The following is a 24,681-nucleotide window of genomic DNA, read 5'->3' as shown; positions in this document are numbered from 1 at the left end:
GCTCTATACAGCTGTTGTTTTACCAGGAACCGCAATTGGATAGAAGCCGTCTTTGTCGGGCAGACTTTTCGGCATAGCATCCCAGGCCAGTTTATCAGGGAAGAGGTCAATTTGTGAATTCAACGCTTCATCCCATTTCACTGTTTTTCCAGAATACGTAGCCATACGCCCCATAATGGCGGTCATCGTACTCTTGGCAACCCTTTCGGCATCAGAGAATTTATATTGACCTTTGGCGATAGCTTCGAACAGTTCGTCGTGTTCAATCTGGTACGGATTTCCATCGGCTTTGGCATCATGGGTATAAATCGGCTGACCGTTATAGCTCATTAATGCGCTGCTTTTCTTTTCCATCCCTTCAATTTTTCCCTTGGTACCCAGGAACATCTCGTCAACCCGGCTGTAGGTACCCTCGTAGTGTCGGCATTGACTATTGATGGTTGTGCCGTCGGCATAGACGAAATCAACAATGTGGTGATCGAAAATTTCGCCGTAATCCTTGCCGGTCCGTACCTGCCGCCCGCCCGTTCCCTGACAGGAAACCGGGTAGCTGTTTTTTACCCAGTTCGCTACGTCAATATTGTGAACGTGCTGTTCGTTGATATGGTCGCCACAAAGCCAGTTAAAGTAATACCAGTTACGCATCTGGTAGTCCATTTCGGTCTGATTTGGTTGACGAGGTTTTTGCCAAACGCCCCCGCTGATCCAGTACACCTGACCACCCACAATGTCGCCTATAGCCCCATCATGAATGCGCTTAATCATGTCGCGATAGCTGGGTTGATAACGCCGTTGCAAGCCAACCACTACGTTTAGTTTTTTCTTTTTAGCTTCCTCAGCAGCGGCCAATACACGCCGAACTCCAGGCGCATCAGTCGCCACGGGCTTTTCCATGAACACCTGCTTCCCCTGCCGTACGGCTTCTTCAAAGTGACTTGGGCGAAAACCTGGAGGTGTTGCCAGAATGACTACGTCCGCTAAAGCCATAGCCTGCTTGTAAGCGTCGAAACCAACAAACTTATGGTCTTCTGGAATGTCAACTTTTGGCGTTCCGTCGGCTGCCTTGAGGCCGCGTTCCGTCAGCGCTTTGTAAGCTGAATCCAAACGATCACGGAAAGTGTCGGCCAGGGCCACAATCTTGACGTTTTGCTTCGTGTTGAGCGCCTGCTGGGCAGCCCCCGTACCGCGGCCACCACAGCCGATTAACGCTACTTTGATGGTATCATTTACGGAGAAATGATAGCCTTTAGCGGCCTGAGTAGAAAACGGCAGACTACTTAAAAGGGCTCCACCGGTGAGTAAGCCCGTATTTTTTAAAAATCCCCGGCGATCTTGGTTTGATTCGCTAGCCATATGTTGAGAAATTTCGATGGAGAAAGTTGTCTGATACAGAAGCTTATACGACTAATAATTTACTGTTTGTCTCCACAAAATATCTGGTATGTATACCCGTTGTATACTAAATAAAGTTTCAATGGCAAGAAAAATTTGTACAAAAGGCAGATTTCTGTGTATGTTTAGCCACAAAGCACTAAAGGGACATTTTCACTCACTTTTTACCTATCCGTTTATGAAAAAAATTACTACTTATTCAGCGTTTTTCTGGGTCTTATTTTTCTGGGTAAGCGTTGATACACTGGCTCAGACACGCGTTGCAGGCAAAGTAACTGATGAAGGTACGAAAAACGAATTGGCAGGTATCAGTATAGCCGTAAAAGGTAAGGTCATTGGAACGATTACGAATCAAAAAGGAGATTTTGCCTTCACAACAACTACGCCAACACCCTTTACGGTTGCTGTATCGGGTGTTGGTTTTCAAACCCAGGAGTTTATAGTTAATGGCAATCGGACCGATTTAAACGTAAGCTTAAAAGAGCAGCCTATTCTTGGTCAAGAGGTAGTAGTCGCTGCTTCGAGGGTTGAAGAAAGCGTCATGCAGTCGCCGGTTTCGATTGAGAAAATGGATATTCGCGCCATTCAGAATACGCCAGCACCAAGTTTTTATGACGCGCTACGAAATCTAAAAGGCGTAGAAATGTCTACGCAAAGCGTTACGTTCAGCAACTTCAATACACGAGGCTTTTCGGGAAATGGTAATTACCGGGTCGTACAAATGATGGACGGTATGGATAACCAAGCCCCTGGCCTGAATTTTTCTGTAGCAAACATCGTCGGTATGTCGGAACTGGACGTCGAAAGCGTCGAATTACTGCCTGGAGCGGCTTCTGCTCTGTACGGACCCAACGCAATCAATGGGTTATTATTGACTACCAGTAAAAGTCCATTTTTGTACCAGGGCCTAAGTGCCAATGCGAAAGTTGGAATGATGAATGCCAGCAATCGAACAAAGCGGTATAGTGAGGAAAAGCTTGGCGCAACACCGTATACCGACTTTTCGATACGGTATGCTAAAGCCTTCAACAACAAATTCGCCTTTAAGGTAAACGTTGGTTATTTAACCGCTCAGGACTGGCAGGCTACCGATTACCGGGATCAAAGTTTAGTAAATGGATCTGGATTATCGGGAACACGTGCCACGAACCGAGGCTATGACGGAATCAATATTTACGGCGACACTGATCCAGGTTTTACTCAGTATCAAATTCTAAGAAGTGCCTTGGCACAGGCCGTGCCGGGTTCAGGTTCGCCACTTCTCCCCCTTAATCAGGGTATTATGCAGTTGGCCACTCAGTTTGGACCAGCGGCTGGACTAACACCCGCCCAGGCCTATGACCGGGTATTAACCGATTTGTACTCTACTCCACTCGGCTTTAACTACACCCGGACGGGCTATCGGGAACGCGATTTAGTTGACTATTCGGCACATAGTTTAAAGCTAAACGGTTCATTGCACTATCGAATTGGAGAAAATGCAGAAGCTATTTTACAGGCTAACTGGGGTACAGGCACAACCGTATATACAGGTGCCGATCGGTACTATCTGGATAAGTTTAACGTGGGGCAGTACAAAGCCGAAGTGCGTGGCTCAAATTTCTTTGTTCGGGCTTATACAACCCAGGAGCGGTCAGGTGATGCTTATGCCGTGGGTATTGCTGGTTTGGGTATGAATAATACCTGGGTAGTTAACCAAACAGCAAGTGGCCCCGTCGTTAATACCGCGCCAACGGCTGCTTATTTTGGCAGTGTAGCGGGTACGTACGCCGGGATTAGTTTTCCTGCTTTTGTTACGGATTTTCAAACTCGCTTAGCAACGGGTACAAACCCACTTCTGGCTTATCAGGCAGCTATAGCTGCCAGCCAGGGCAATTCTACTGCATACTTTAATCAGGTACAGCAAGTAGTTGGCAATGGTCAGGTTTTTAAACCTGGAACACCGGAGTTTGAGGCAAAACTGAAGGAGGTTACCAGCAAAGCCATTCCGGGAGATGCCAATGGAGTAGGGGCAAAGTTCCAGGATCGTACAAACCTATACCATGTCGAAGCTATGTATAACCTCAATAAAATCATTGACCCCAAAACGGTTGAGGTGATTGTGGGGGGGAACTACCGAATCTATGAGTTAAATTCCGGCGGTACGATCTTCTATAGCAACAACGGTAAAGAACCGACGATTAATGAGTACGGCTTATATGCACAGTTACAAAAAACTATTATTGATAAGCTGCGCTTAACTGGCGCCTTGCGTTTCGATAAAAACGAGAATTTCAAGGGTCAGTTTAACCCTCGCCTGTCGGCCGTTTATAGTGTAGACCGGAACAATAACATCAGGGCTTCCTATCAGACAGGATTCAGAATTCCGACGAACCAAGATCAGTATATTGACTTGTTAACTCCTCAAGCCAGGTTGATTGGGGCGTTATCCCCTTTACTTCAAAAGTATAATCTTACGTCAGCTAATACGTTCACCTACGAATCAATTCTGGCTGGTCAACCGAAAGCGTATGACTTTCCAACGTTTAAACCCGAGCGCGTTTCTACCATTGAATTTGGTTATAAAGGCTTAATTAACAACCGACTGTTGATTGATGCATATTATTACAATAGCACGTATCATGACTTTATTGGTTCGGTTACCTTGATTCAGCCGACAGGTGCTACCACACGTAACGTTTATTCAGTGCAAAAAAATTATACAAGTCCAATTAAAACACAGGGTTTTGGCATTGGTCTGGATTACTCCCTACCAGGAAACTTCCAGCTAGGCGTTAACGTATCAAACAATACGTTGAACGCAGGTGGTGTTGGTCTGTTCAGCGGTGAAATGAATAAGAATACGCTGGAAGACGGCTTCCAGGTTCGATTCAATACGCCAAAATACCGCTATAACGTTAGCGTCGGAAATCGAAATATCAAAAGCAGCGGCTGGGGCTTTAATGTAGTTTATCGCTACCAGGATGCATTTGAGTGGCAGTCGTCATTAGGAAACCCGAATATCAACATCACCTCAGACATCAATAACCGACCGATTATTGCGGCATTTGGAACGCTTGATGCACAGATAAGTAAACGGGTTTCTGCAATCCACTCGATTTTTAAGTTAGGTGGCAGCAACATTCTTCAGAAAGAATACACCACTGGCTGGGGCAATCCGACGGTTGGTTCGATGTTCTACCTTAGCCTGACGTTTGATCAGTTGATGAATTAAGCTACTCTAATTACGCTAAAAAACACCCGGCTTGCGTTTGCGAGTCGGGTGTTTTTGTTACAGAAGTCGTTGGGCGAGCCGAACTTTTAGCCCGTTTCTAACCGTTGAGAAGTCGTTAGTTTCTGCCTTGTATGGCCTTCGTTAGCCCACTACGCTATTGAGCAACACTACGTCTTCTGATCAGCTTCCTGAAACGTCACCAACTGCCCTTCCTCGGCGGCTAACTCTTTTGCAAGGTACCGCACTGAACATGATCGACATGGTCGGTATAGGGCCATTTGTGGTGCTGCCCTTAGTAATTAAAACGCTTGGTGGTTCACAGTTTTTGTGGGCCTGGATTTTAGGAGCGGTTGTGTCTTTAATTGATGCATTTGTGTGGGCCGAACTGGGGGCAGCTTTTCCTCAGGCAGGGGGCAGTTACAATTTTTTGAAAATCTCGTACGGCGAACAACGCTGGGGGCGACTTTTATCCTTTCTGTACGTTTGGCAAACGCTTATTCAGGCACCGTTGGTTATGGCTTCCGGCGCCATTGGCTTTGCACAGTATGCCTCTTATCTAATGCCGCTGGAAGAATGGCAACGAAAGGCTGTTTCGGGGGGCGTGGTGCTCATTATTATTGCTTTACTCTACCGAAAAATTGATTCGATTGGTAAAATTGGGTTGATTATGTGGGGGGCAGTGCTCTTAACGCTAGGCTGGATCATCTTTGGTGGTTTGAGCAACAGTCGGATTCCGCTGTCAGAGACCTTGCAATCCATGGGCTCGGCAAGCGGTGGACTACTAGCGGCTGGGTTAGGGCAGGCATCCGTCAAAACGATTTACTGTTACCTAGGCTACTACAATGTTTGCCACTTAGGGGGAGAGATTAAACAGCCGACACGTAATATCCCCGCCAGTATGTTTATTTCAATTGCGGGTATAGCTGGTCTGTATTTGCTGATGAATCTCAGCGTTATAAGTGTAGTGCCGTGGCAGATTGCTCAAAATAGTGAGTTTATTGTCAGTACGTTCGTTGAAACGCTTTATGGCCCAAAGGCAGCTCAACTGGCTACGATTTTGGTTCTATTGGTCGCCTTTTCATCTTTATTTGCCGTTTTACTGGGCTACTCACGAGTACCATACGCTGCTGCTGCTGACGGTCAGTTTTTTCGAATTTTTGCCCGGCTGCATCCGACGAAACAATTTCCTTACGTATCGTTATTGTTTTTGGGAGGTTTAGGGTTTGTATTCAGCTTGTTGTTCCGGTTGGGTGACGTCATTACAGCCATTCTGGCAATGCGGATTGTCGTTCAGTTCGTTGGGCAAGCCATTGGGCTATTATTGCTGCATCGCCGAAGAGCAGCCGCTACGTTTCCCTTCCGAATGCCTTTATATCCGTTACCTGTACTCTTAGCAATTAGCGTATGGTTGTTTGTCTTCTTTTCAACCGGCCTAACATTCATGTTATCGGGCCTGATTGTGATTGGTGCAGGCATCGGAGCCTTTCTCGCATCAGCTGTTATTAGAAAACAATGGCCGTTTGAGAAAACGTAGCGTAGTGCATAACCTCACCACGCTACGCTAATGCGTCAAATAAAATTTCGGCGGGGTGTCTGGCTTTACGTGCCGTACCGTCTTTGATCTGATGTCGACAGGACGTTCCGGGCGCAGCAATGATCACATCGTCAGGCTGTTGACGAACGGTTGGGAACAATACCAATTCACCAACCTTCATCGATACGTCGTAATGTTCGGACTCGTAACCGAATGACCCCGCCATACCGCAACAGCCCGACGGAATTAACTGTACTGAATAATTTTTTGGTAACGATAGCGCTTTTTTGCCCGGCACCTGCGATGATATAGCTTTCTGCTGGCAGTGGCTATGAAGTTTAATAAGCTTGGTTTCAGTTGTAAACTGATCGGGTCGAATACGCCCGGCGTCTAACTCACGGGCGATAAATTCTTCGAACGTCAACGTATTTTCGGCGATACGTTTGGCATCGGCTACGAGTGACTCATCAACCAAATCAGGATATTCATCGCGGAAGGTCAGGATGGCCGATGGCTCCAGACCAACCAAGGGCGTTTCGGCAGTCACTACGCCTTTCAATAACTTAACGTTACGTTCCGCTAAGGTTTTAGCGTACTTCAACATCCCTTTCGAAAGCGCTGCCCGCCCGCTTTCGCCCTGTTCGGGAATAATCACTTCGTAGCCCAAACGCTCAAATAATTGAATGGCTTTTTGGCCTACTTCGACATCATTAAAATTCGTGAATTCATCGCAGAAGAGATAAAAGCGCATGGGGTTTTGGGCATGGGGCATAGAGCGCATTGAACTGTCATCTATCTTATTCTCTTTACCCTCTGCCCTTTGCCCTCTGCTTGAAGCCCAACGACGTAGCGTCGTTTTTTCCATCAATGGCATTGTCCGATCGGGGTGGAAACCGACCATACGGTTAGCAATACGCCGAAGTGCGGGCGTTCCCAATACGCCGTTCCAGGCCCAGGGGACAAGCGATGCTAGGCTCGACAGTCGGGCAAAATTGGCAATCAACCAGGATCGAACCGGTACGCCGTTTGTATCGTAATAATGTTGCAGGAACTCCGCTTTTAGCTTAGCTACATCAACGTTTGACGGACATTCACTTTTGCAGGCTTTGCAGGATAAACACAGGTCATATACATCTTTTATTTCCTGGTGGTCGAAGCGGTTTTCTTTTGGCGAACGCGTTAGCATCTCGCGCAAAATATTAGCTCGCGCCCGTGTGGTGTCCTTCTCGTTACGTGTGGCCATGTAGCTTGGGCACATGGTTCCGCCTGATGCTTCTGTTTTACGGCAATCGCCTGAGCCGTTACATTGCTCGGCATGTTGCAAAACAGTTTGATCTTTGTATCGGAAATACGTCTGGAAATTAGGCGTTTGCTGACCCGCTTCATACCGCAGGAACGTATCCATCGGGGGCGTTTCCACAATCTTACCCGGATTGAAAATACCATCCGGATCCCACGTATGCTTAATTTCCCGCATCAGCTCATAATTATGCGGTCCTACCATTTGCGGAATAAATTCCCCCCGGAGTCGTCCGTCACCGTGTTCTCCTGACAACGAACCGTCGTATTTCTTAACTAGCGTAGCAATTTCTTCGGCAATTAAACGGTACTGTCGATGGCCTTCTTCAGTTTTTAGATTGATGATTGGCCGTAAATGCAACTCACCCGAGCCTGCGTGCGCGTAATGCACCGAGTGCATGTGGTGTTTCGCCAAAATCTCATTAAAATCACGGATATAAGCAGGCAGATCAGCTACATCAACAGCTGTATCTTCAATGACAGCCACAGCTTTTTCGTCGCCGGGCAGGTTGCCCAATAAGCCCAGCCCAGCCTTACGTAACGTCCATATCTTCTTCGTATCTTCTCCAAAAAGCAGCGGGTAATGATATCCAAGAGCCGCTTGTTGCATGTCACCAATCATCGCTGATGAGAGTTGCTCAATTTCGGCTCGTGTATCGCGTGAAAGATCGACAACCAGAATAATTGGAAAATGGTCGGTTGGTGTTTTTTGGACGAAAAAACTATTTTTCTTCTGTTCTGGATTCGAATCTGCCCGCTCGAGAATAATATCGTCAATTAATTCGACGGCATAGGGCTTGTAAGTTAACGCCACCAGCGTAGCACGAAGCGCTTCGTCAATGGAATGGCAATGGACGCAGATTAACCCGCTCTCTTTGGGAGGCAAAGGCACTAGGTTTAACTTTATCTCGGTCAGAAAGCAAAGCGTACCTTCTGAACCGGCGATGAACTTTGATAGGTTGAAAGGCTCTCCATCTGCTGTAAACGGTTCCATATCAAGCAGTGCATCTAACGCATAGCCCGTGTTACGTCGCTCAATGGTTTTTTTTGGAAAATTCCGCCGGATTTCTTCCTGATTTGCTGAGTTAGACAGAATGGCATTTGTCTTAAGGAGAATCTTATCGGCTAACGTGGCAGAACCGTTTTTTCGGCTGGCTTCGCTAACTGATTTCGTGAAGTTCCAACCGCTCATAGAGCCAAATTCAACCTCTGAGCCGTCTGCCAGAAGCGCTTTTACGGAGAGCGTATGTTCACGCGTCGCTCGATACACAACGGAGTTGGAGCCGCAGGAGTTATTCCCAACCATCCCGCCGATCATAGCCCGATTGGCCGTAGAGGTCTCAGGACCAAAATAGAGACCGTAAGGCTTCAGATGCTGGTTCAATTCATCGCGTACAACGCCTGGTTGCACACGGACCCAACGTTCTTCCTGATTGACCTCCAGAATCTTTGTAAAATGTTTGGAAACGTCTACGACAATGCCGCTGCCTACCACCTGACCGGCTAAAGAGGTCCCGGCGGTACGAGGAATCAGAGATGTTTTATGTTGTCTGGCAAAGGCGATCAGCGTTTTTAAATCATCAATTGTTTTTGGAATAGCAACGGCAGCTGGCATCTCACGATATGCCGACGCATCCGTTGCATATAAGGTTCGATACGTACTATCGTTGAAAAGGTCACCCGTTAACTGACTAGCTAAGTTTTTAAGAGATTCTGCGCGCATACAAACCTATAGGCCGTTCATGGATCTTCAGCCTGTAAAATAGTTAGCAAAATTAGATGTAATTACCACATTTTTTTAGATTAGTACAGTAAAAAATGAAATAACTCATTTGATGGAAAAGTTACATTTTGCTGATAAATATCTATAAGTTAATAAATTGATAATTAATTAATAACAAGGTATAGTACTCTGTTTATGACTTAATATAATACAAATAGGTAGTATTTATTTAAGAAATATTATGATACGATATTGATAGTAAATAACCGATTTTTAACCTGTCAGCATTTGTATTTTGATTGTAACATGATGTAATTCGCCGAATGGTTCAAGTTTACATTCTATAAATTCTCTCCATGTTGATACAATTTAGGATTATACCGTTTTCTGGTTACCCTAAATTAGGATTTAACTGAGAGAAAACATAGTTTAAAAAATACAGTTTATGGAAGGCATAGATTATAAACTTTAACCGTAAAACAACTAAATGTTTAATTTTTACTGTAAACCTATGATGGACAAATCCTACAAAATGAACCGCTTCAATGGTTTCGTAGGTCAGGTTGGAGTTATCCAACCTCAGCCACTCGGACGGAAAGCACTAGTTAGCTTTCTGTCTATACTGGCTATGGTACTGCTACTGGGCAATTCAGTAGCATGGGCGCAAGGACGTACCGTGACGGGGAAAGTAACTGACCCAACGGGTTTTGGCTTACCAGGAGTAAGTGTTCAGGTTAAAGGTACACAACGTGGGACGAATACGGATGCTAACGGTGCGTATACAATAGCTAATGTACCTGATGGCGCTACGCTGGTAATGAGTTTTATTGGCTATGCAACGCAGGAAGTACCAGTGGGTAATCGCGCAACGGTAGATGTACAGTTAGTCGACGACACCAAAGCTTTACAGGAAGTAGTAGTCGTTGGTTATGGCACGCAGCGAGTAAAAGATGCTACTGGATCTGTATCGTCTTTAGGAACTAAAGACTTCAACAAAGGGGTCATCTCGTCGCCGGAGCAAATGTTGCAAGGGCGTGTAGCGGGCGTTCAGATTACACCGTCGAGCGGAGAGCCGGGTGCTGGTATCAACGTGCAGATTCGGGGTACATCTTCATTGCGTGGTGGTAACAATCCTTTATTTGTTATTGACGGTGTTCCTCTTGATGGAGGTAGTACCAGTGATGGCAACCCTGATTTTGGGGGTGGTACTACGTCAGCTCGTAACCCGCTTTCTTTTTTAAACCCGGCTGATATTGAAAACATCTCCGTATTGAAGGACGCATCGGCAGCTGCTATTTATGGCTCGCGCGGTGCTAACGGCGTTGTTTTGATTACGACTCGTAAAGGTAAAGCAGGTCAGCAAAGTTTGACTTTTTCGGCATCAGGTAGTGTGGCAACCCCTTTAAAGCGGTATAACTTATTGACTGCATCAGATTTTTTGACTGGTGTTACCGCTGCGGGTGGTGATGCAAGCGTAGTGAATAAAGGAGCTAATACAAACTGGCAGGATCAAATCCTACGAACAGGCATTACACAGACGTATAACCTCGGTTTTGGAGGGGGTAATGAAAATACACGTTACTTTTTTTCGCTAGGTTACCAAGATCAGGAAGGTATCATCAAAAACTCAGGTCAGAAACGTCTGACTGGTCGGGTAAATGCGTCGCATGAATTGTTCAATGATAAAGTAGTTATTGATCTAAATGCTACTACCTCAGGTGTAACGGATACGTACGTGTTGAATGGTGACAATGCTGGTGCGCAAGGGAGCTTAATTGGCGCTGCGCTTCAGGCTAACCCGACTTACCCTGTTTATAATGCAGATGGTACTTTTTATCAGCCCGGCGGTGATTACCGTAACGTAGCCGCTATTCTGGCATATGATAACGATAAGGGACAGACAAACCGGACACTGGCCAACGCCAGCGTTACCTGGAAGATACTTGATGGCCTATCTGTAAAAGCAAATTTTGGTATTGATAATTCAACGGCAGTTCGACGGACAGCTCTGGATTCTCGATTGAATAATAGTGGCTTCACGTTTGCCCTTATCCCAAACCTGGTTACGGTTAGTATTCCTCAGGATGCTAACACAAAACTTGGAGGACTTGCCTACATTCAGAATCGCTACCGCAGTTCTCAACTGATCGAGTATACTGCCAACTACAACAAAAAGGTTGGTATTGGTAATTTAGAAGCATTGGTTGGTTTTTCATACCAGGTTTTCCAGAATCAGGGCAATTACCTGGCTGCTGCTAATTTCCCATTCGATGAGAGTCAAATTAGCTATATTGATGCAATCGGGTCTGCTAATGCGAATAACCGAACATCGTATGGTGGAGGATCTGACAACGGTCGTAATGATCTACAATCGTATTTTGGCCGCGCGATCTACAACATCAATGAAAAATATATCCTTACTGGTACGTTGCGGGTAGATGGTTCGTCGCGTTTCGGGGTAAACAATAAATATGGATATTTCCCTTCATTAGCAGCCGCCTGGCGTCTGTCAGAAGAAGCATTTATCCCCAAAAATATTTTTGACGATCTGAAACTACGCGTTAACTACGGTGTTACGGGTAATCAGGATTTTGCGGGTGGTGCCTCAAAAATTATTTTTAACATTAACGCCGATGGTTCTACAACGCAACAGAACAACCCCAATCCCAATTTGAAATGGGAGCAAAATACGACAGTCGGTGCCGGTATTGACTTCACTATTTTGAAGGGCCGGTTAGGCGGTTCGGTTGATTATTTCCACAAATCGTCTACCAATACGCTGTTCCAGGTATTCTACGCACAACCTGCTCCAGTGCAGTATAGATGGGTTAACTTACCCGGAGAAATTATTAACCGGGGGGTTGAACTATCATTGAATTTTCAGGCAGTTCAACAGAAGAAGTTTGGATGGGAGGTGCTCTACAACATGACCTTCCTAAACAACACGGTAAAAGATTTGGGCACGACGGTTCCGACCGGTACAATCAGTGGGCAGGGCTTATCAGGGGCTTACGCACAGGTTATTACTAGTGGTTACCCAATTTTTACCTTCTACATGCCAACCTTCACGGGATATGATACAGAAGGCCTAGGTACTTATGCAAACGGCGGAGCTTCGTCTTTTCAGGGTAGTCCACTGCCAAAGATTCGGCTGGGTTTAACGAACAACTTCACGTTTGGCAAATTCAATGCCAGTCTGTTCTTCAATGGTCAGTTTGGAGGTTATATCTATAATAACACGAACAATGCTCTCTTCCTGAAAGCCCCTCTGAAAAGCGGTAAGAACGTGACATACGAGGCACTGAATAGCCCAGAAAGTGGCTTAAATTCCGGCTCAGTTTCAACGCGATTCTTAGAAAAGAGTGATTACATTCGGTTGACAAACGCGTCGGTTGGCTATCGGTTCGAGTTGCCACAGGGTGGATTTGCTAAATCGCTTTCTGTTTCCGTAAGTGGTCAAAACCTATTGCTCCTTACCGGCTATACTGGTCTTAATCCCGATGTTAATACGGTGAAGACGTATAATAATATTCCGTCGCTGGGTATTGATTATACACCTTATCCTACGCCAAGAACATTCACGCTAGGATTAAATGTTGGTTTCTAAGCAACCAAGAACGTTTATATTTCGTATAGCTATATACCTATTTTAGCTATTTAGCTAAAGGCAAAATGTAAACAACAATTTAGTGGTTCACTTAACATCTTTATTCAAATGAATTTCTCAAAATACCAGATAATTGGTGTACTCGGCATAGCAATGCTGCTTGGTATGGCCGGTTGCTCTGATCTCGATGATACCGTTTATGGTAAATTATCGGCAACCAGTGCATCGTCAAGTGCCGTTCCACTCGATCCCGTTAGTTCATTGCAAGGCGTATATTCTCAGTTAAATACGATTGCTACTAACCAGGGAAACACCTATGCAATGGAAGAACACCCATCCGATGAAATGATGGGTCCGACACGAGGTACAGACTGGGATGACTTTGGGCAGTGGAGAAAAATGCACCAGCATACTTGGGATCCGTCCCATCCATTGATCATTGGTACCTGGAATGACCTAAATAGTGGTATTTTCCGGGCAACTCAGACCATCTCAGTAGCAACAGCCACTACGCAACAGAAAGCAGAAGCTAGCTTTCTTCGAGCGTTCTATATGTTCTACTTAGTGGATATGTTTGGGCAGGTACCTTTTCGCTTAGTAACAGACGATGCTGATGCCAATCCAAAAGTGTTCAGCCGCAAAGACGCATCGAATTATGTTATCAGCGATTTGCGTTACGCTTATAATAACCTAGCAGCAGGCGCTCCAAACGTAGCTACGAAAGAAGCTGCGGCTACTATGCTAGCGAAGATGTATCTGAACCGGGCCGTTTACAATCAAGACCCAGGAAGCCCAGCAGGACCGTTCACATTTGCTAAAGCAGATATGGACTCGTCTATCTACTTTAGCAACGCTGTTATTAACACAGGTAAGTTTGCGTTAACGGCAGCGGGTAAATATTTCGACAATTTCCACTGGGAAAATGATACGCGGTCGAAAGAACTGATCTTTACGATTGTTAACACAGCTGCGAGCCAGCCTGGGAACGTACGGAATCGTTATTACATGACACTCCACTACAATCAGTACGTAAATGCCTGGAATGGTTTTACAACTCTGGCTGATTTCTACAATAGCTTTGATGCTAAAGATGAACGACGGGGTGGTACGATAGCAGACTTGACGTCACCAACCGGATTAAACGCTGGTTTCCTTGTAGGTCAACAGTACGTAGTTAAACCTGGCTCTACAACGGCTACCCAAGTGTTGGATCGCAGTGGTAAACCGCTTCAGTTTACTCCTGACGTAAACATTGCTTATGCCCTGGAGAACAAAGGTATTCGTGTTATTAAATACCTACCTCAGCCAGGTGCAGTGGACAATCCAGCTAATGACTACGTTTTTCTGCGGTATGCCGACGTCCTACTAATGAAAGCCGAAGCAATACTACGTGGAGGTACCGACGCATCAGGTCAAACAGCTGCCCAGATTGTAAATAATCTGCGTGCAACTCGTGGTGTTTCGGCTGCGTCAACTGTTGATCTTACGACATTACTAGCCGAACGCGGCCATGAACTGTATTGGGAAGGCTGGCGTCGGAACGACCAGATTCGCTTTGGTACGTTCCTTGATCCTGTTGATCAGCGCCCGAACAAATCGCCTGCTACGGCTGTATTGTTTCCCATCCCACAACAGGGTGTGGACAGTAACCCGAATCTGAAACAGAACGCTGGCTACTAAATTCTTGTAGACTTCTTTAAAAACAAACAGCAGCCCAGATTGGACTGCTGTTTGTTTTTAAAGAAGTTATTAAAAATACGTAATCCTACTTAGAATCAGCACTTGTAGTGATTGTTTTTCGTTGATAATACTAATGAAAACGTGGTTTATTTTAAGTAGTCTGCTGGCATTGACTGCCTGTACCAAAACAGATACGCTCTTTGAAAAAACGGATTCAAAAGCTACAGGTGTTACGTTTGTTAACCAGTTACACGAAACAGAGCAAGAGAATGTACTGGCGTTTGAATATTTCTACAATGGCGCAGGAGTCGCGGCTGGTGACTTAAATAATGATGGTCGTGTCGATTTATATTTTACTGGAAATCAGGTCGATAATAAATTATTTATCAATAAAGGCAATTTTACTTTTGACGATATAACCGTAAAGGCTGGTGTGTCGGGCCGGAGTGGTGGCTGGAAAACGGGCGTTACGTTAGCTGATGTGAATGCCGATGGCTGGCTTGATATTTACGTATGCTATTCTGGATTAAGATCTGATCCATTACGTCGAAATCAGTTGTTTATCAACAACCATAACCTCACGTTTACAGATCGGGCAGCTGAATACGGGCTTGATGACGCGGGGTATTCGGTACAGGCAAATTTCTTCGATTATGATTTAGATGGTGACCTTGATTGTTTTCTAATCAACCATAACCTTAAAAATTACCAGCGCAAAGAAGCCGCAATTGTGCGAAACGAACGCGACTATAACGCGGGTGACAAACTGTTTCGAAACAATCGAACTCCTGACTCCAGCTCAACAATTCGATTTACTGACGTCTCCGAACAGGCAGGTATTAAAGGGAATCCAATGGGGTTTGGCTTGGGTGTTTCGGTGTCAGACCTGAACAATGATGGTTACCCGGATGTGTACGTAACGAATGATTTTGTCGAAGATGATTATTGCTACATGAATCAGCGGAATGGGACGTTTCGGGATGAACTACGTAACCGTGTCGAGCATACGTCGTATTCCGCAATGGGAGCCGATGTCGCTGATTTAAATAATGACGACCGACCCGATATTATGACGCTTGATATGTTGCCAGAAAGCAACGCCCGGCAGAAATTATTGCCCTGGCCCGACAACTGGAATGTATATCAGGCACAGCTAAAAAACGGCTTTTGGCACCAGAACATGCGTAATATGCTTCAGATTCAGCAACCGAATGGCCAGTTTACGGAAATTGGCCAATTATCGGGTGTGTCTGGAACAGATTGGAGCTGGGGGGTAGTGTTAGCTGATTTTGACCTGGACGGCTACAAAGATATTTTTGTCAGTAACGGTATTCCGCATGATTTTACGGACAATGATTTCATTAAATTTTCTGATGAAGCCACCAGTTTGCCGGTATTAGATCAAATACGGCAAATGCCATCAACACCAACGAAAAATTATATTTTTCGTAATAACCATAATCTAACGTTCACCAATAAGCAAGCCGCCTGGGGCTTTGATGAACCAACCATATCGAATGGCTGCGCTTATGCTGACTTAGACAACGATGGTGATTTGGAAATCATTACAAATAACTTAAACGAACCTGCACGAATCTATCGAAATAAACAGCAAGAGACTACGTCAACAGACTATCTAGCTATTCAGCTAAAAGGACCGACAGCCAATATGTTCGGTGTTGGAGCGAAAGTGACGGTAGAGACCGATAGTCTGAAGCAGGTACAGGAATACTTCCCAACCCGTGGGTTTGAATCATGTAGTCATGGAGATTTGCTGTTTGGCCTAGGGAATGAGTCAAAAGCGATTCGGGTCACCGTACGCTGGCCAGATGGTAAAACGCAGATGTTGAATAATGTTCAACCCAACCAGCGTCTTCTGCTCGATTATCGTCAAGCTCGTGTGGGCAACGCACCCAAAGCTGTAACCGTTGATAAACTGCTTTTTGAGCCAGTCAGCGAAATTGATTATACCCATAAAGTGGATTCAACGAGTAACTTCGACGGCCAGATTCTGCTGCCAATGCAGTACTCGGTTGCCGGGCCTCGGATGGCTGTCGGCGACATAAATGGTGATGGTCTTTCTGATCTGTTTATCTGTGGAAACACACGACAACCGGGTCAGCTTTTTTATCAGATGCCTACTGGACCTTTTGAGGCAAAGACTATATCCGATTTAGCTGGAAAAGTAAGTATGGATGCTGTTTTAGCCGATTTTAACGGAGACAAGCAACCTGATTTATACGTAGTAAACGGCGGCTACAGCATTCGGGAAGATGAGAAACGGCAGGATCAACTCTGGCTCAATAACAAAGGAATATTTGCGCCCAAGTCATTGCCCAATGAAACAGAAAACGGAAGCTGCGTAAAAACGATAGATATCGACCGCGACGGTGATCTGGACTTGTTTGTGGGCGGGTCGATTCGCTCGCTCAGATTCCCGGCAGCTGATGAAAGCTTTGTATTAATCAATGATGGTAAGGCTAATTTTACAAAACAGCCTTTGGGGCAGCTGGGTATGGTCTCAGACGCAGCCGTGCTGGATATTGATAAGGACGGTTGGCAGGATGTCGTCATCGTAGGTGAATGGATGCCAGTTACGGTGTTGTTGAACCACGAAGGAAAACTGTCATCTACGAATATAAAGGCTTATGAAAACCTGGCTGGCTGGTGGAACCGAGTTGAAAAAGCCGATCTGGATGGTGATGGAGACGAAGATTTAGTCGTAGGGAATTTAGGGTTAAATACCCAGATCAGAGCCAATGAAGAGCAACCTGCTACGCTCACCTATGATGATTTCGATCAGAATGGAACGCTTGATTTTTTCATGAGTTACGTCGTTCAGGGTAAGACTTATCCAGCCTATTCCCGTGACGAAATCTGTGAGCAGGTACCTTCATTGCGAAAGCGCTTTACAACGTATAAGGCATACGCCAATGCAACCATTGAAAACTGCTTCGATGAACAGCAACTTCGCCAGGCTAAAACCAAACAGATTACTGAACTGCAAACACTTGTTTTAGAAAATAAAGACGGTGACTTTGTGCCGCGCAGTTTACCGCTGGCTGCTCAATACGCGCCTGTATTTGGTATCCTGGCGGACGATTTTGACCACAATGGCACAACCGATTTGCTTCTGATGGGAAATAATTCCCGAATGCGTCTTCGCATCGGTAAAGTCGATGCAAATCATGGCCTTGTTTTGAGCAATAAAGGAAAATGGCAATTTGACGAAATCTCATCGTCAAAAACAGGCCTATACGTGCGGGGTGATGTCCGTGATGTCAAAAAGGTTGGTGCTTACGTAGCAATTGGTATTAGTGGACAGAATGCATTAACGTTTAAGCAGCAGGGGGCAAAACGGTAGCCAAATGATTCAATAATTCGTCACAAACGTGACAATATAACGTAGCTTGATTTAGTAAAATGTATAAAAAACTTGGCCTGTTAGCCCTTGGCTTGTGGGGATTATGGTCGTGTAAGAATGATCATACTAATACCGATACACTGTTTGACAATTTACCCGCGTCTGAAACAGGTGTGGATTTCGTAAACCGAAGTCTCGATCGGAAGGATTTTAATATTTTCAATTATCGAAATTTTTATAACGGCGGGGGCGTAGCAATCGGTGATATTAACAATGATGGCCTGCCCGACTTATTTCTAACATCCAACTTCGAAAACAACAAGCTGTACCTGAATAAGGGCGGAATGAAGTTTGACGACGTAACGCAGAAGGCGGGTATCCTTAGCAAAAAATTCTGGTCAACGGGCGTAACCTTTGCCGATGTCAACGGCGATGGGTTGATGGATATTTATGTCTGTAATTCAGGAAGTCGCGATGCGCGGGGAAATCAACTCTATATCAACCAGGGTGTACAAAAACAAGGCAGCGGCCCCGGCGTGCCAACGTTCATAGAAAAAGCGAAGGAATACGGTTTAGACGACGGCGGCTTTTCGACGCACGCAGCTTTTTTTGATTATGATCGGGATGGCGATCTGGATATGTATTTGCTGAATAACAGCTTTACGCCGATGGATCGCTTAGCCTACGCCAACGTGCGCGAAACCCGTGACAAACTGGGAGGAGATAAACTCTTTCGTAACGAAGGCCCTGGAAAGAAATTTACAGATGTCAGTGCTAAGGCAGGTATTTATGGCAGCCTGATTGGATTTGGTCTGGGTATTACTATTGGCGATGTTAATAACGATAACTGGCTTGATATCTACATTTCCAACGATTTCTACGAGCGCGATTACCTCTACATCAATCAGAAGAACGGTACGTTTAAAGAAGACATTGAGAACCAGATGGGGCATATCAGTCTGGCGTCGATGGGGGCCGATATTGCTGATGTCAACAACGATGGTAATCTCGATATTTTCGTGACCGACATGATGCCGGATGATGATTACCGGCTCAAGACCACTACGTCTTTCGAGAGTTATGAGCTTGGACAACTCAAAGAATCACGCGATTTTCATTACCAGGATTCCCGGAATATGCTGCACCTCAACAATGGCAATGGCACGTTTTCGGAAATTGGCCGGATGTCCGGTACCAGTGCTACCGACTGGAGTTGGGGCGCTCTATTGTTCGATATGGACATGGATGGTAAGAAAGACGTGTTTGTGGCCAATGGAATTCTGAAAGACCTGACCGATCAGGACTATGTTGCTTATTTGGCGGATAATCCTGATTTGCAGTCCATGATTGAAGGGACTAAAAAGTTTGATTACAAAGAGTATGTGAATAAAATGGGGTCTAGCCCACTGCCAAATTATGCTTTTCGGAATGTTGGGAATGGGATGAAATACGAAAACAAAGCCGCTGAGTGGGGCTTAGGCGAACCCAATTTCTCAAATGGGTCAGCGTATGGTGATCTTGACAACGACGGTGATTTAGACCTCGTAGTGAATAATAATGACTCGCCTGTATCGATCTTCAAAAACCTGTCAGTTGAGAAAAAGCAGGCAAACTTTCTACGTGTACAACTCCGTGGGTATAGCCAGAATCCGAATGCTATCGGTGCTAAAGTATATGTGTACCAAGGCAAGGAAACGCAGTATTTACAGCAGATGCCAAACCGGGGGTTCCAATCATCGGTGGATCTGACGATGGTCTTTGGGCTGGGTGGAAATATAGCTGATAAAAAGCCATTGGCTGATTCACTGGTAGTTATTTGGCCTGATGATAAAAAGCAAGTAATTCGCCAGCCGAAAACGAACACGACGCTCCAGTTAGACCATAAGAACGCCGACAAAGCCGTTACGTTTGTTCCTAAGGCTAACCCTAACCCACGTCTGTTTACCGACGTAACAGAAACAGCCAAGCTAGATTACAGACATAAGGAAAATGACTTTGTCGACTACAATCGCGATGGCCTGCTTAAACAAATGCTTTCGCGCGAAGGTCCAGCACTGGCTGTTGGCGATGTGAACGGTGATGGCCTGGAAGACGTGTTTCTGGGGGGAGCCGCTAACATGCCTCGCTCGCTTTATATTCAGCAGACTAGTGGTACGTTCACGCTCAACAAACAACCGTTTCTGCTCGATGCTATGTACACAGAAGACGTAGCAGCCACGTTCTTCGATGCCGACGGTGATAAAGATCTGGATTTGTACGTGGCTACTGGGGGTAATGAATTTGAGGATTCGACGTATCTGGCCGACCGGTTCTATCGCAATGATGGAAAAGGAGTTTTTACGTGGGATAAAACCTTACCTCGGAGTCTGGTGAATAATTCCTGTGTGATAGCCACTGATTTCGACCGGGATGGTGATCAGGATCTATTCGTGGGGGGGCGTATGGTGTCAGGGCAATATGGCCAAAATCCTGACCAATTGTTACTGGTCAATGATGGGAAAGGTAATTTCAAGAAAGCGACCAAAGAACTAATGCCATTTTCGAAGGAAATTGGCATGGTGACCGATGCGGTATGGGCCGATGTTGATAAAGATAGTTATCTCGATCTGGTACTCGTAGGCGATTGGATGCCAGTTACGATTCTGAAAAACAAGCAGGGTAAAGGCTTTGAACGAGTGGAGACTGAAGCTCTCGCCAATACGGGTGGTTGGTGGAATACAATTCACGCTGCCGATCTGGACAAGGATGGCGATCTGGACTTTGTTCTTGGTAATCTTGGCTTGAACAGCCGTATGATTGCTTCAGCCAACGGACCAGCTCATCTCTATGGCAATGATTTTGACCGGAATGGCTCATACGAACAGATTATTACCTGTTACAGAGCTGGTACAGACGGTCAACCCCGTGAATGCGTGATGGTTCAGAAGCCGGATTTACAAAAACGTATCCCCTCTATCAAAACGAAATACATCAAGCACACTGACTACGCGAAAGCAAGTTTTGAAGACATTTTCTCTGCCCAGCAGCGTGAGGGAATGACGGTAAAAACAGTGCAGACCGCCGAAACGTCAATAGCGATCAATGACGGCAAAGGCAATTTCACCATGGCAGCCTTGCCTGTTCAAGCCCAAACGTCACCCATTCACGCCATTCTTACGGGAGATTATAATGGGGATGGTAAAACGGATATTCTTCTGACGGGCAATTTCTTCGACGTATTGACAGAGTTAGGACGCTATGATGCCAACTACGGATTATTGCTGCTGGGGGATGGTAAAATGCGATTTACAGGGACAAAGCCGGAGCAAACAGGCTTTTTTGTGCGAGGGCAGGTTCGACGGATGCTACCCGTGCAGGGCGCTAATGGAAGCCAATTTATCGTGCTGGCCAAAAACAACGACCATGCACAGATTTTTGCGGTCTCGAAAGGCAGTAAACCATGATGCGATTTATGTTGATGTTGGTCAGTTTGGCTACGTTGTTAACGAGTTGCTCATCTGGTCCGACTGCTTCGGAGAAACCGTTGTTTCAGCTATTGGATTCTACTCAAACGGGCGTAGGGTTTACAAATCGATTGCAGAACACGGATAGTCTGTCGATTCTGGACTACCTGTATTTTTACAATGGCGGGGGCGTAGCGACGGGTGACCTGAACAACGATGGCCTAACAGACTTGTATTTTGTCTCGAATCAGGGACCCAATAAGTTATATCTCAATAAAGGCAAATTCACATTTACCGACGTAACGGGTAAATCGGGAACAGTAGGCCGTTCCGACTGGCAAACCGGCGTAACGATGGCCGACGTCAATGGCGATGGCTTGCTGGATATTTACGTATGTGCTGTTAGTCAATTCAAAGGTCTGAAAGGCGCGAATGAGTTATACATAAACAACGGGCCGGGCCCAGATGGTACGCCAAGCTTTACCGAACGAGCGGCTGAGTTTGGATTAGCCTTTGCCGGTTTTTCGACTCAGGCAGCTTTTTTTGACTATGACCATGACGGCGATTTGGACTGCTTTTTACTAAATCATGCCGTTCATACGTCTCGAAGTTTCGACAATGTGTCGACCCGTAATACGCGAAACAGAGAATCAGGTGATTACTTATTTCGCAATGACGGGAAACGGGGCGGTAATTTGCATTTTACGGACGTTAGTGAGCAGGCAGGAATCTTCGGAGCCGCCATGGGTTATGGACTGGGCATTGCTGTTGCTGACCTCAATAACGATGGCTGGGAAGACCTGTACGTCTCGAATGATTTCCACGAAGATGATTACTACTACGTCAATAATCACAAAGGTGGTTTTACAGAAAGTGTTAGGCAGGCTTTTGCGCATACCAGCCGCTTTTCCATGGGGAACGATATCGCCGATGTGAACAACGACGGCTATCCGGACGTGATGACGCTCGATATGTATCCGGCTGATGAAGCTGTTGAGAAGGCATCGCAAGGAGAAGATCCGCTGGATATTTATCGGTATAAACTTTCCTACGGCTACATGAATCAATATAGCCGTAACTGTCTGCAACTTAGTTTGTCAGGTAAGAAATTTATAGACATTGGCGTGATGGCGGGCGTAGCGGCAACCGACTGGAGTTGGTCGCCCCTGCTGGCTGATTACGATAACGATGGGATAAAAGATCTGTTCGTAGCGAATGGAATCGCCCGTCGACCCAATGATTTAGATTATGTTAAATACATCTCGGATGGTTCGCTACAGAGTGCATTAGGCGCTTCCTCAAAGCTCGATGAAAAGGCGATTCAGCTAATGCCCGAAGGCAAAGTTCATAATTATTTGTACCGGGGAACAACAAGCCTTCAGTTCGAGGATAAGTCAGAAACCTGGGGCTTTACAACCCCAACGCTGTCCTGTGGAGCCTCATACGCTGATCTAGATAACGACGGCGATCTGGATCTGATCACGAACAATGTTAACGACCCGGCAGGGCTGTATCGAAACGAGGCCACTACGTTATTTCCCAATCGGCAGCACCTAACGATTAAGCTCAAAGGTAACGACGCCAATACATTCGGGATAGGAGCAAAAGTGATTTTGAAATATACTGGATTGGTGGCTAACCAACCAAGACATAGTGATTCACTCCAGATGCAGCAATTGATGCCGACGCGGGGATTTGAATCGGCCAGTGCGCCAGAGTTAGTATTCGGACTAGGCCAGCATTCTGTTATCGATTCGCTGGTCGTGATTTGGCCAAACCAACGTATGGAAGTGCGTCGAAACGTAAAAGCGAATCAAACCATAACGCTTCAGCAAGCCGATGCCCACCTTGATGCTACGAACTATCAGTATACGGCTTCGATTGAGAAACCTCTCTTGGCAGACGTAGCGAAGCTTGATTCAATACCCTATCAGCACCGCGAGAATATAGACTACTTCGACTTTGTCCGCGAGTCACTGATGCCCTTTAAGATCTCAACCGAAGGTCCTCATCTGGCTGTTGGCGATGTAAATGACGATGGCCTCGAAGATTTGTATGCCGGAGGAGCCAAATGGCAGGCAGGTAGCTTATTGATTCAACAACGTAACGGGACGTTCAAAAATACGCCCCAATCTGCTTTTGCTAACGATTCTACGTATGAAGATGTGGATGCCGCTTTTTTCGATGCGGATGGCGACAACGATTTAGACTTATACGTAGTGTCGGGGGGAAATGAGTTCTATAATAAAATGCCAGAGCAGTTTGACCGGCTATATCTGAACGACGGAAAAGGAAATTTCAGCCGTTCGGCCAACGACTTGCCCCCAATGTATGATAACAAAAGCTGCGTTCGTCCCTATGACATAGACCACGATGGCGATCTTGATTTATTCGTTGGTGGACGAGTCGTTGGCATGGCTTACGGAAAATCACCGAATTCGTATTTATTGATTAACGATGGGAAAGGGCATTTCTCTGATCAGACGGAGCAACGATCCGCTGGTCTACGTAACGCCGGAATGATCACCGACGCCGTTTGGGCCGACTACGATGGCGATAAAGACGCTGACTTAATTCTGGCGGGCGACTGGATGCCAATACGTGTCTTTGCTAACGACAACGGTAAATTTGACGAAGTGAAGACCATTACTACAGACGAAACACCATTAAACGGTTTTTACCAACGTATCATTGCTGCCGATTTCGATCGGGACGGCGATATTGACCTGATGGCCGGTAATCTGGGTACAAACACCAAACTTCGAAAAACGCCCGATTCGCAATTGCGTATGTGGGTAAAAGACATTGACAATAATCAAACAACGGAGCAGATCATCGCCTACAACCGAAGTAAGGAGTGGTATCCGCTGGCCATGAAAGATGAGTTGGGTAAGCAGATGCCCGGTGTGATCAATAAACGATTTACCAATTATGGGTCGTTTGCTGGAAAAATGCTGCCCGACGTAGTAAAAGACGATGAGCTAAAAGGAGCGGACGAACTTACCGTTAATCAGTTTGCGTCGGTTTATCTGGAAAACCAAGGGGGCCGCTTTGTGGTACATGAACTGCCAATGATGGCCCAAGTCTCCAAACTTTTTGCGTTACAGGCCATCGACATTGACCACGACGGCGATCTGGACGTACTGGGCGGGGGCAATTTCTATGGCGTCAGTACGTACCAGGGACGTTATGATGCCAGCTTTGGTTTAGTACTACGTAACGACGGGAAAAGTAAGTTTACTGCCTTATCGGCTCTGGATGCCGGATTTTTGTTGAATGGGGAAATTCGGGACATTCGTTCAATAAAAACGTCGCAGGGACCACTGATTCTGGTGGCTCGAAATGGAGCCAGTGTACAAATCTTCAAACCATTACGTCTGAAGTGAGCATACATGGATACCTAATTTCGTCCCAAATTTTCCGTT

The 24,681-nt window shown here is 45.8% G+C and carries 9 protein-coding genes; 7 read left to right on the top strand and 2 right to left on the bottom strand.

The window, feature by feature from the left end; translation table 11 throughout:
- Positions 1-3 precede the first annotated feature (3 nt).
- A complete protein-coding gene (locus IC230_RS03695) occupies positions 4-1,353 on the bottom strand; it encodes a Gfo/Idh/MocA family protein (RefSeq protein ID WP_191037602.1) in 1,350 nt (449 codons plus the stop codon).
- A 217-nt stretch (positions 1,354-1,570) separates the two neighbouring features.
- On the opposite strand from IC230_RS03695, the gene IC230_RS03690 reads away from it, so the two are divergent.
- A complete protein-coding gene (locus IC230_RS03690; protein ID WP_223860249.1) occupies positions 1,571-4,606 on the top strand; it encodes a TonB-dependent receptor in 3,036 nt (1,011 codons plus the stop codon).
- A 229-nt stretch (positions 4,607-4,835) separates the two neighbouring features.
- Positions 4,836-6,140: an APC family permease gene (locus IC230_RS03685; RefSeq protein ID WP_262893143.1), complete on the top strand. Its 1,305-nt coding sequence runs from the start codon at positions 4,836-4,838 to the stop codon at positions 6,138-6,140.
- A gap of 22 nt (positions 6,141-6,162) precedes the next feature.
- Here IC230_RS03685 and IC230_RS03680 read toward each other — a convergent pair whose 3' ends face one another.
- Positions 6,163-9,162 carry an FAD-binding and (Fe-S)-binding domain-containing protein gene (locus IC230_RS03680; protein ID WP_191037599.1) on the bottom strand — a complete coding sequence of 1,000 codons (3,000 nt, stop codon included), beginning with the start codon at positions 9,160-9,162 and terminating at the stop codon, positions 6,163-6,165.
- A 511-nt stretch (positions 9,163-9,673) separates the two neighbouring features.
- On the opposite strand from IC230_RS03680, the gene IC230_RS03675 reads away from it, so the two are divergent.
- The 5 genes from IC230_RS03675 to IC230_RS03655 all read left to right on the top strand — a co-directional run bounded on the left by IC230_RS03675 (position 9,674) and on the right by IC230_RS03655 (position 24,642).
- The gene (locus IC230_RS03675) at positions 9,674-12,769 is read left to right on the top strand and encodes a SusC/RagA family TonB-linked outer membrane protein (RefSeq protein ID WP_191037598.1); all 3,096 of its coding nucleotides are present in this window, start codon (positions 9,674-9,676) and stop codon (positions 12,767-12,769) included.
- Positions 12,770-12,877: 108 nt separating this feature from the next.
- The gene (locus IC230_RS03670; protein ID WP_191037597.1) at positions 12,878-14,449 is read left to right on the top strand and encodes a RagB/SusD family nutrient uptake outer membrane protein; all 1,572 of its coding nucleotides are present in this window, start codon (positions 12,878-12,880) and stop codon (positions 14,447-14,449) included.
- Positions 14,450-14,582: 133 nt separating this feature from the next.
- Positions 14,583-17,813 carry a VCBS repeat-containing protein gene (locus tag IC230_RS03665; RefSeq protein WP_223860247.1) on the top strand — a complete coding sequence of 1,077 codons (3,231 nt, stop codon included), beginning with the start codon at positions 14,583-14,585 and terminating at the stop codon, positions 17,811-17,813.
- A 59-nt stretch (positions 17,814-17,872) separates the two neighbouring features.
- Positions 17,873-21,256: a VCBS repeat-containing protein gene (locus tag IC230_RS03660; RefSeq protein WP_191037596.1), complete on the top strand. Its 3,384-nt coding sequence runs from the start codon at positions 17,873-17,875 to the stop codon at positions 21,254-21,256.
- Positions 21,253-24,642: a VCBS repeat-containing protein gene (locus IC230_RS03655; protein WP_191037595.1), complete on the top strand. Its 3,390-nt coding sequence runs from the start codon at positions 21,253-21,255 to the stop codon at positions 24,640-24,642. Before IC230_RS03660 ends, IC230_RS03655 begins: the two co-directional genes overlap by 4 nt.
- Positions 24,643-24,681: the final 39 nt, after the last annotated feature.

This window comes from Spirosoma validum (genome assembly GCF_014699035.1).
Taxonomy (GTDB): domain Bacteria; phylum Bacteroidota; class Bacteroidia; order Cytophagales; family Spirosomataceae; genus Spirosoma; species Spirosoma validum.
The sequence above is the reverse complement of the archived record's forward strand: the minus strand, read 5'-3'. Positions and strand labels throughout refer to the sequence as shown.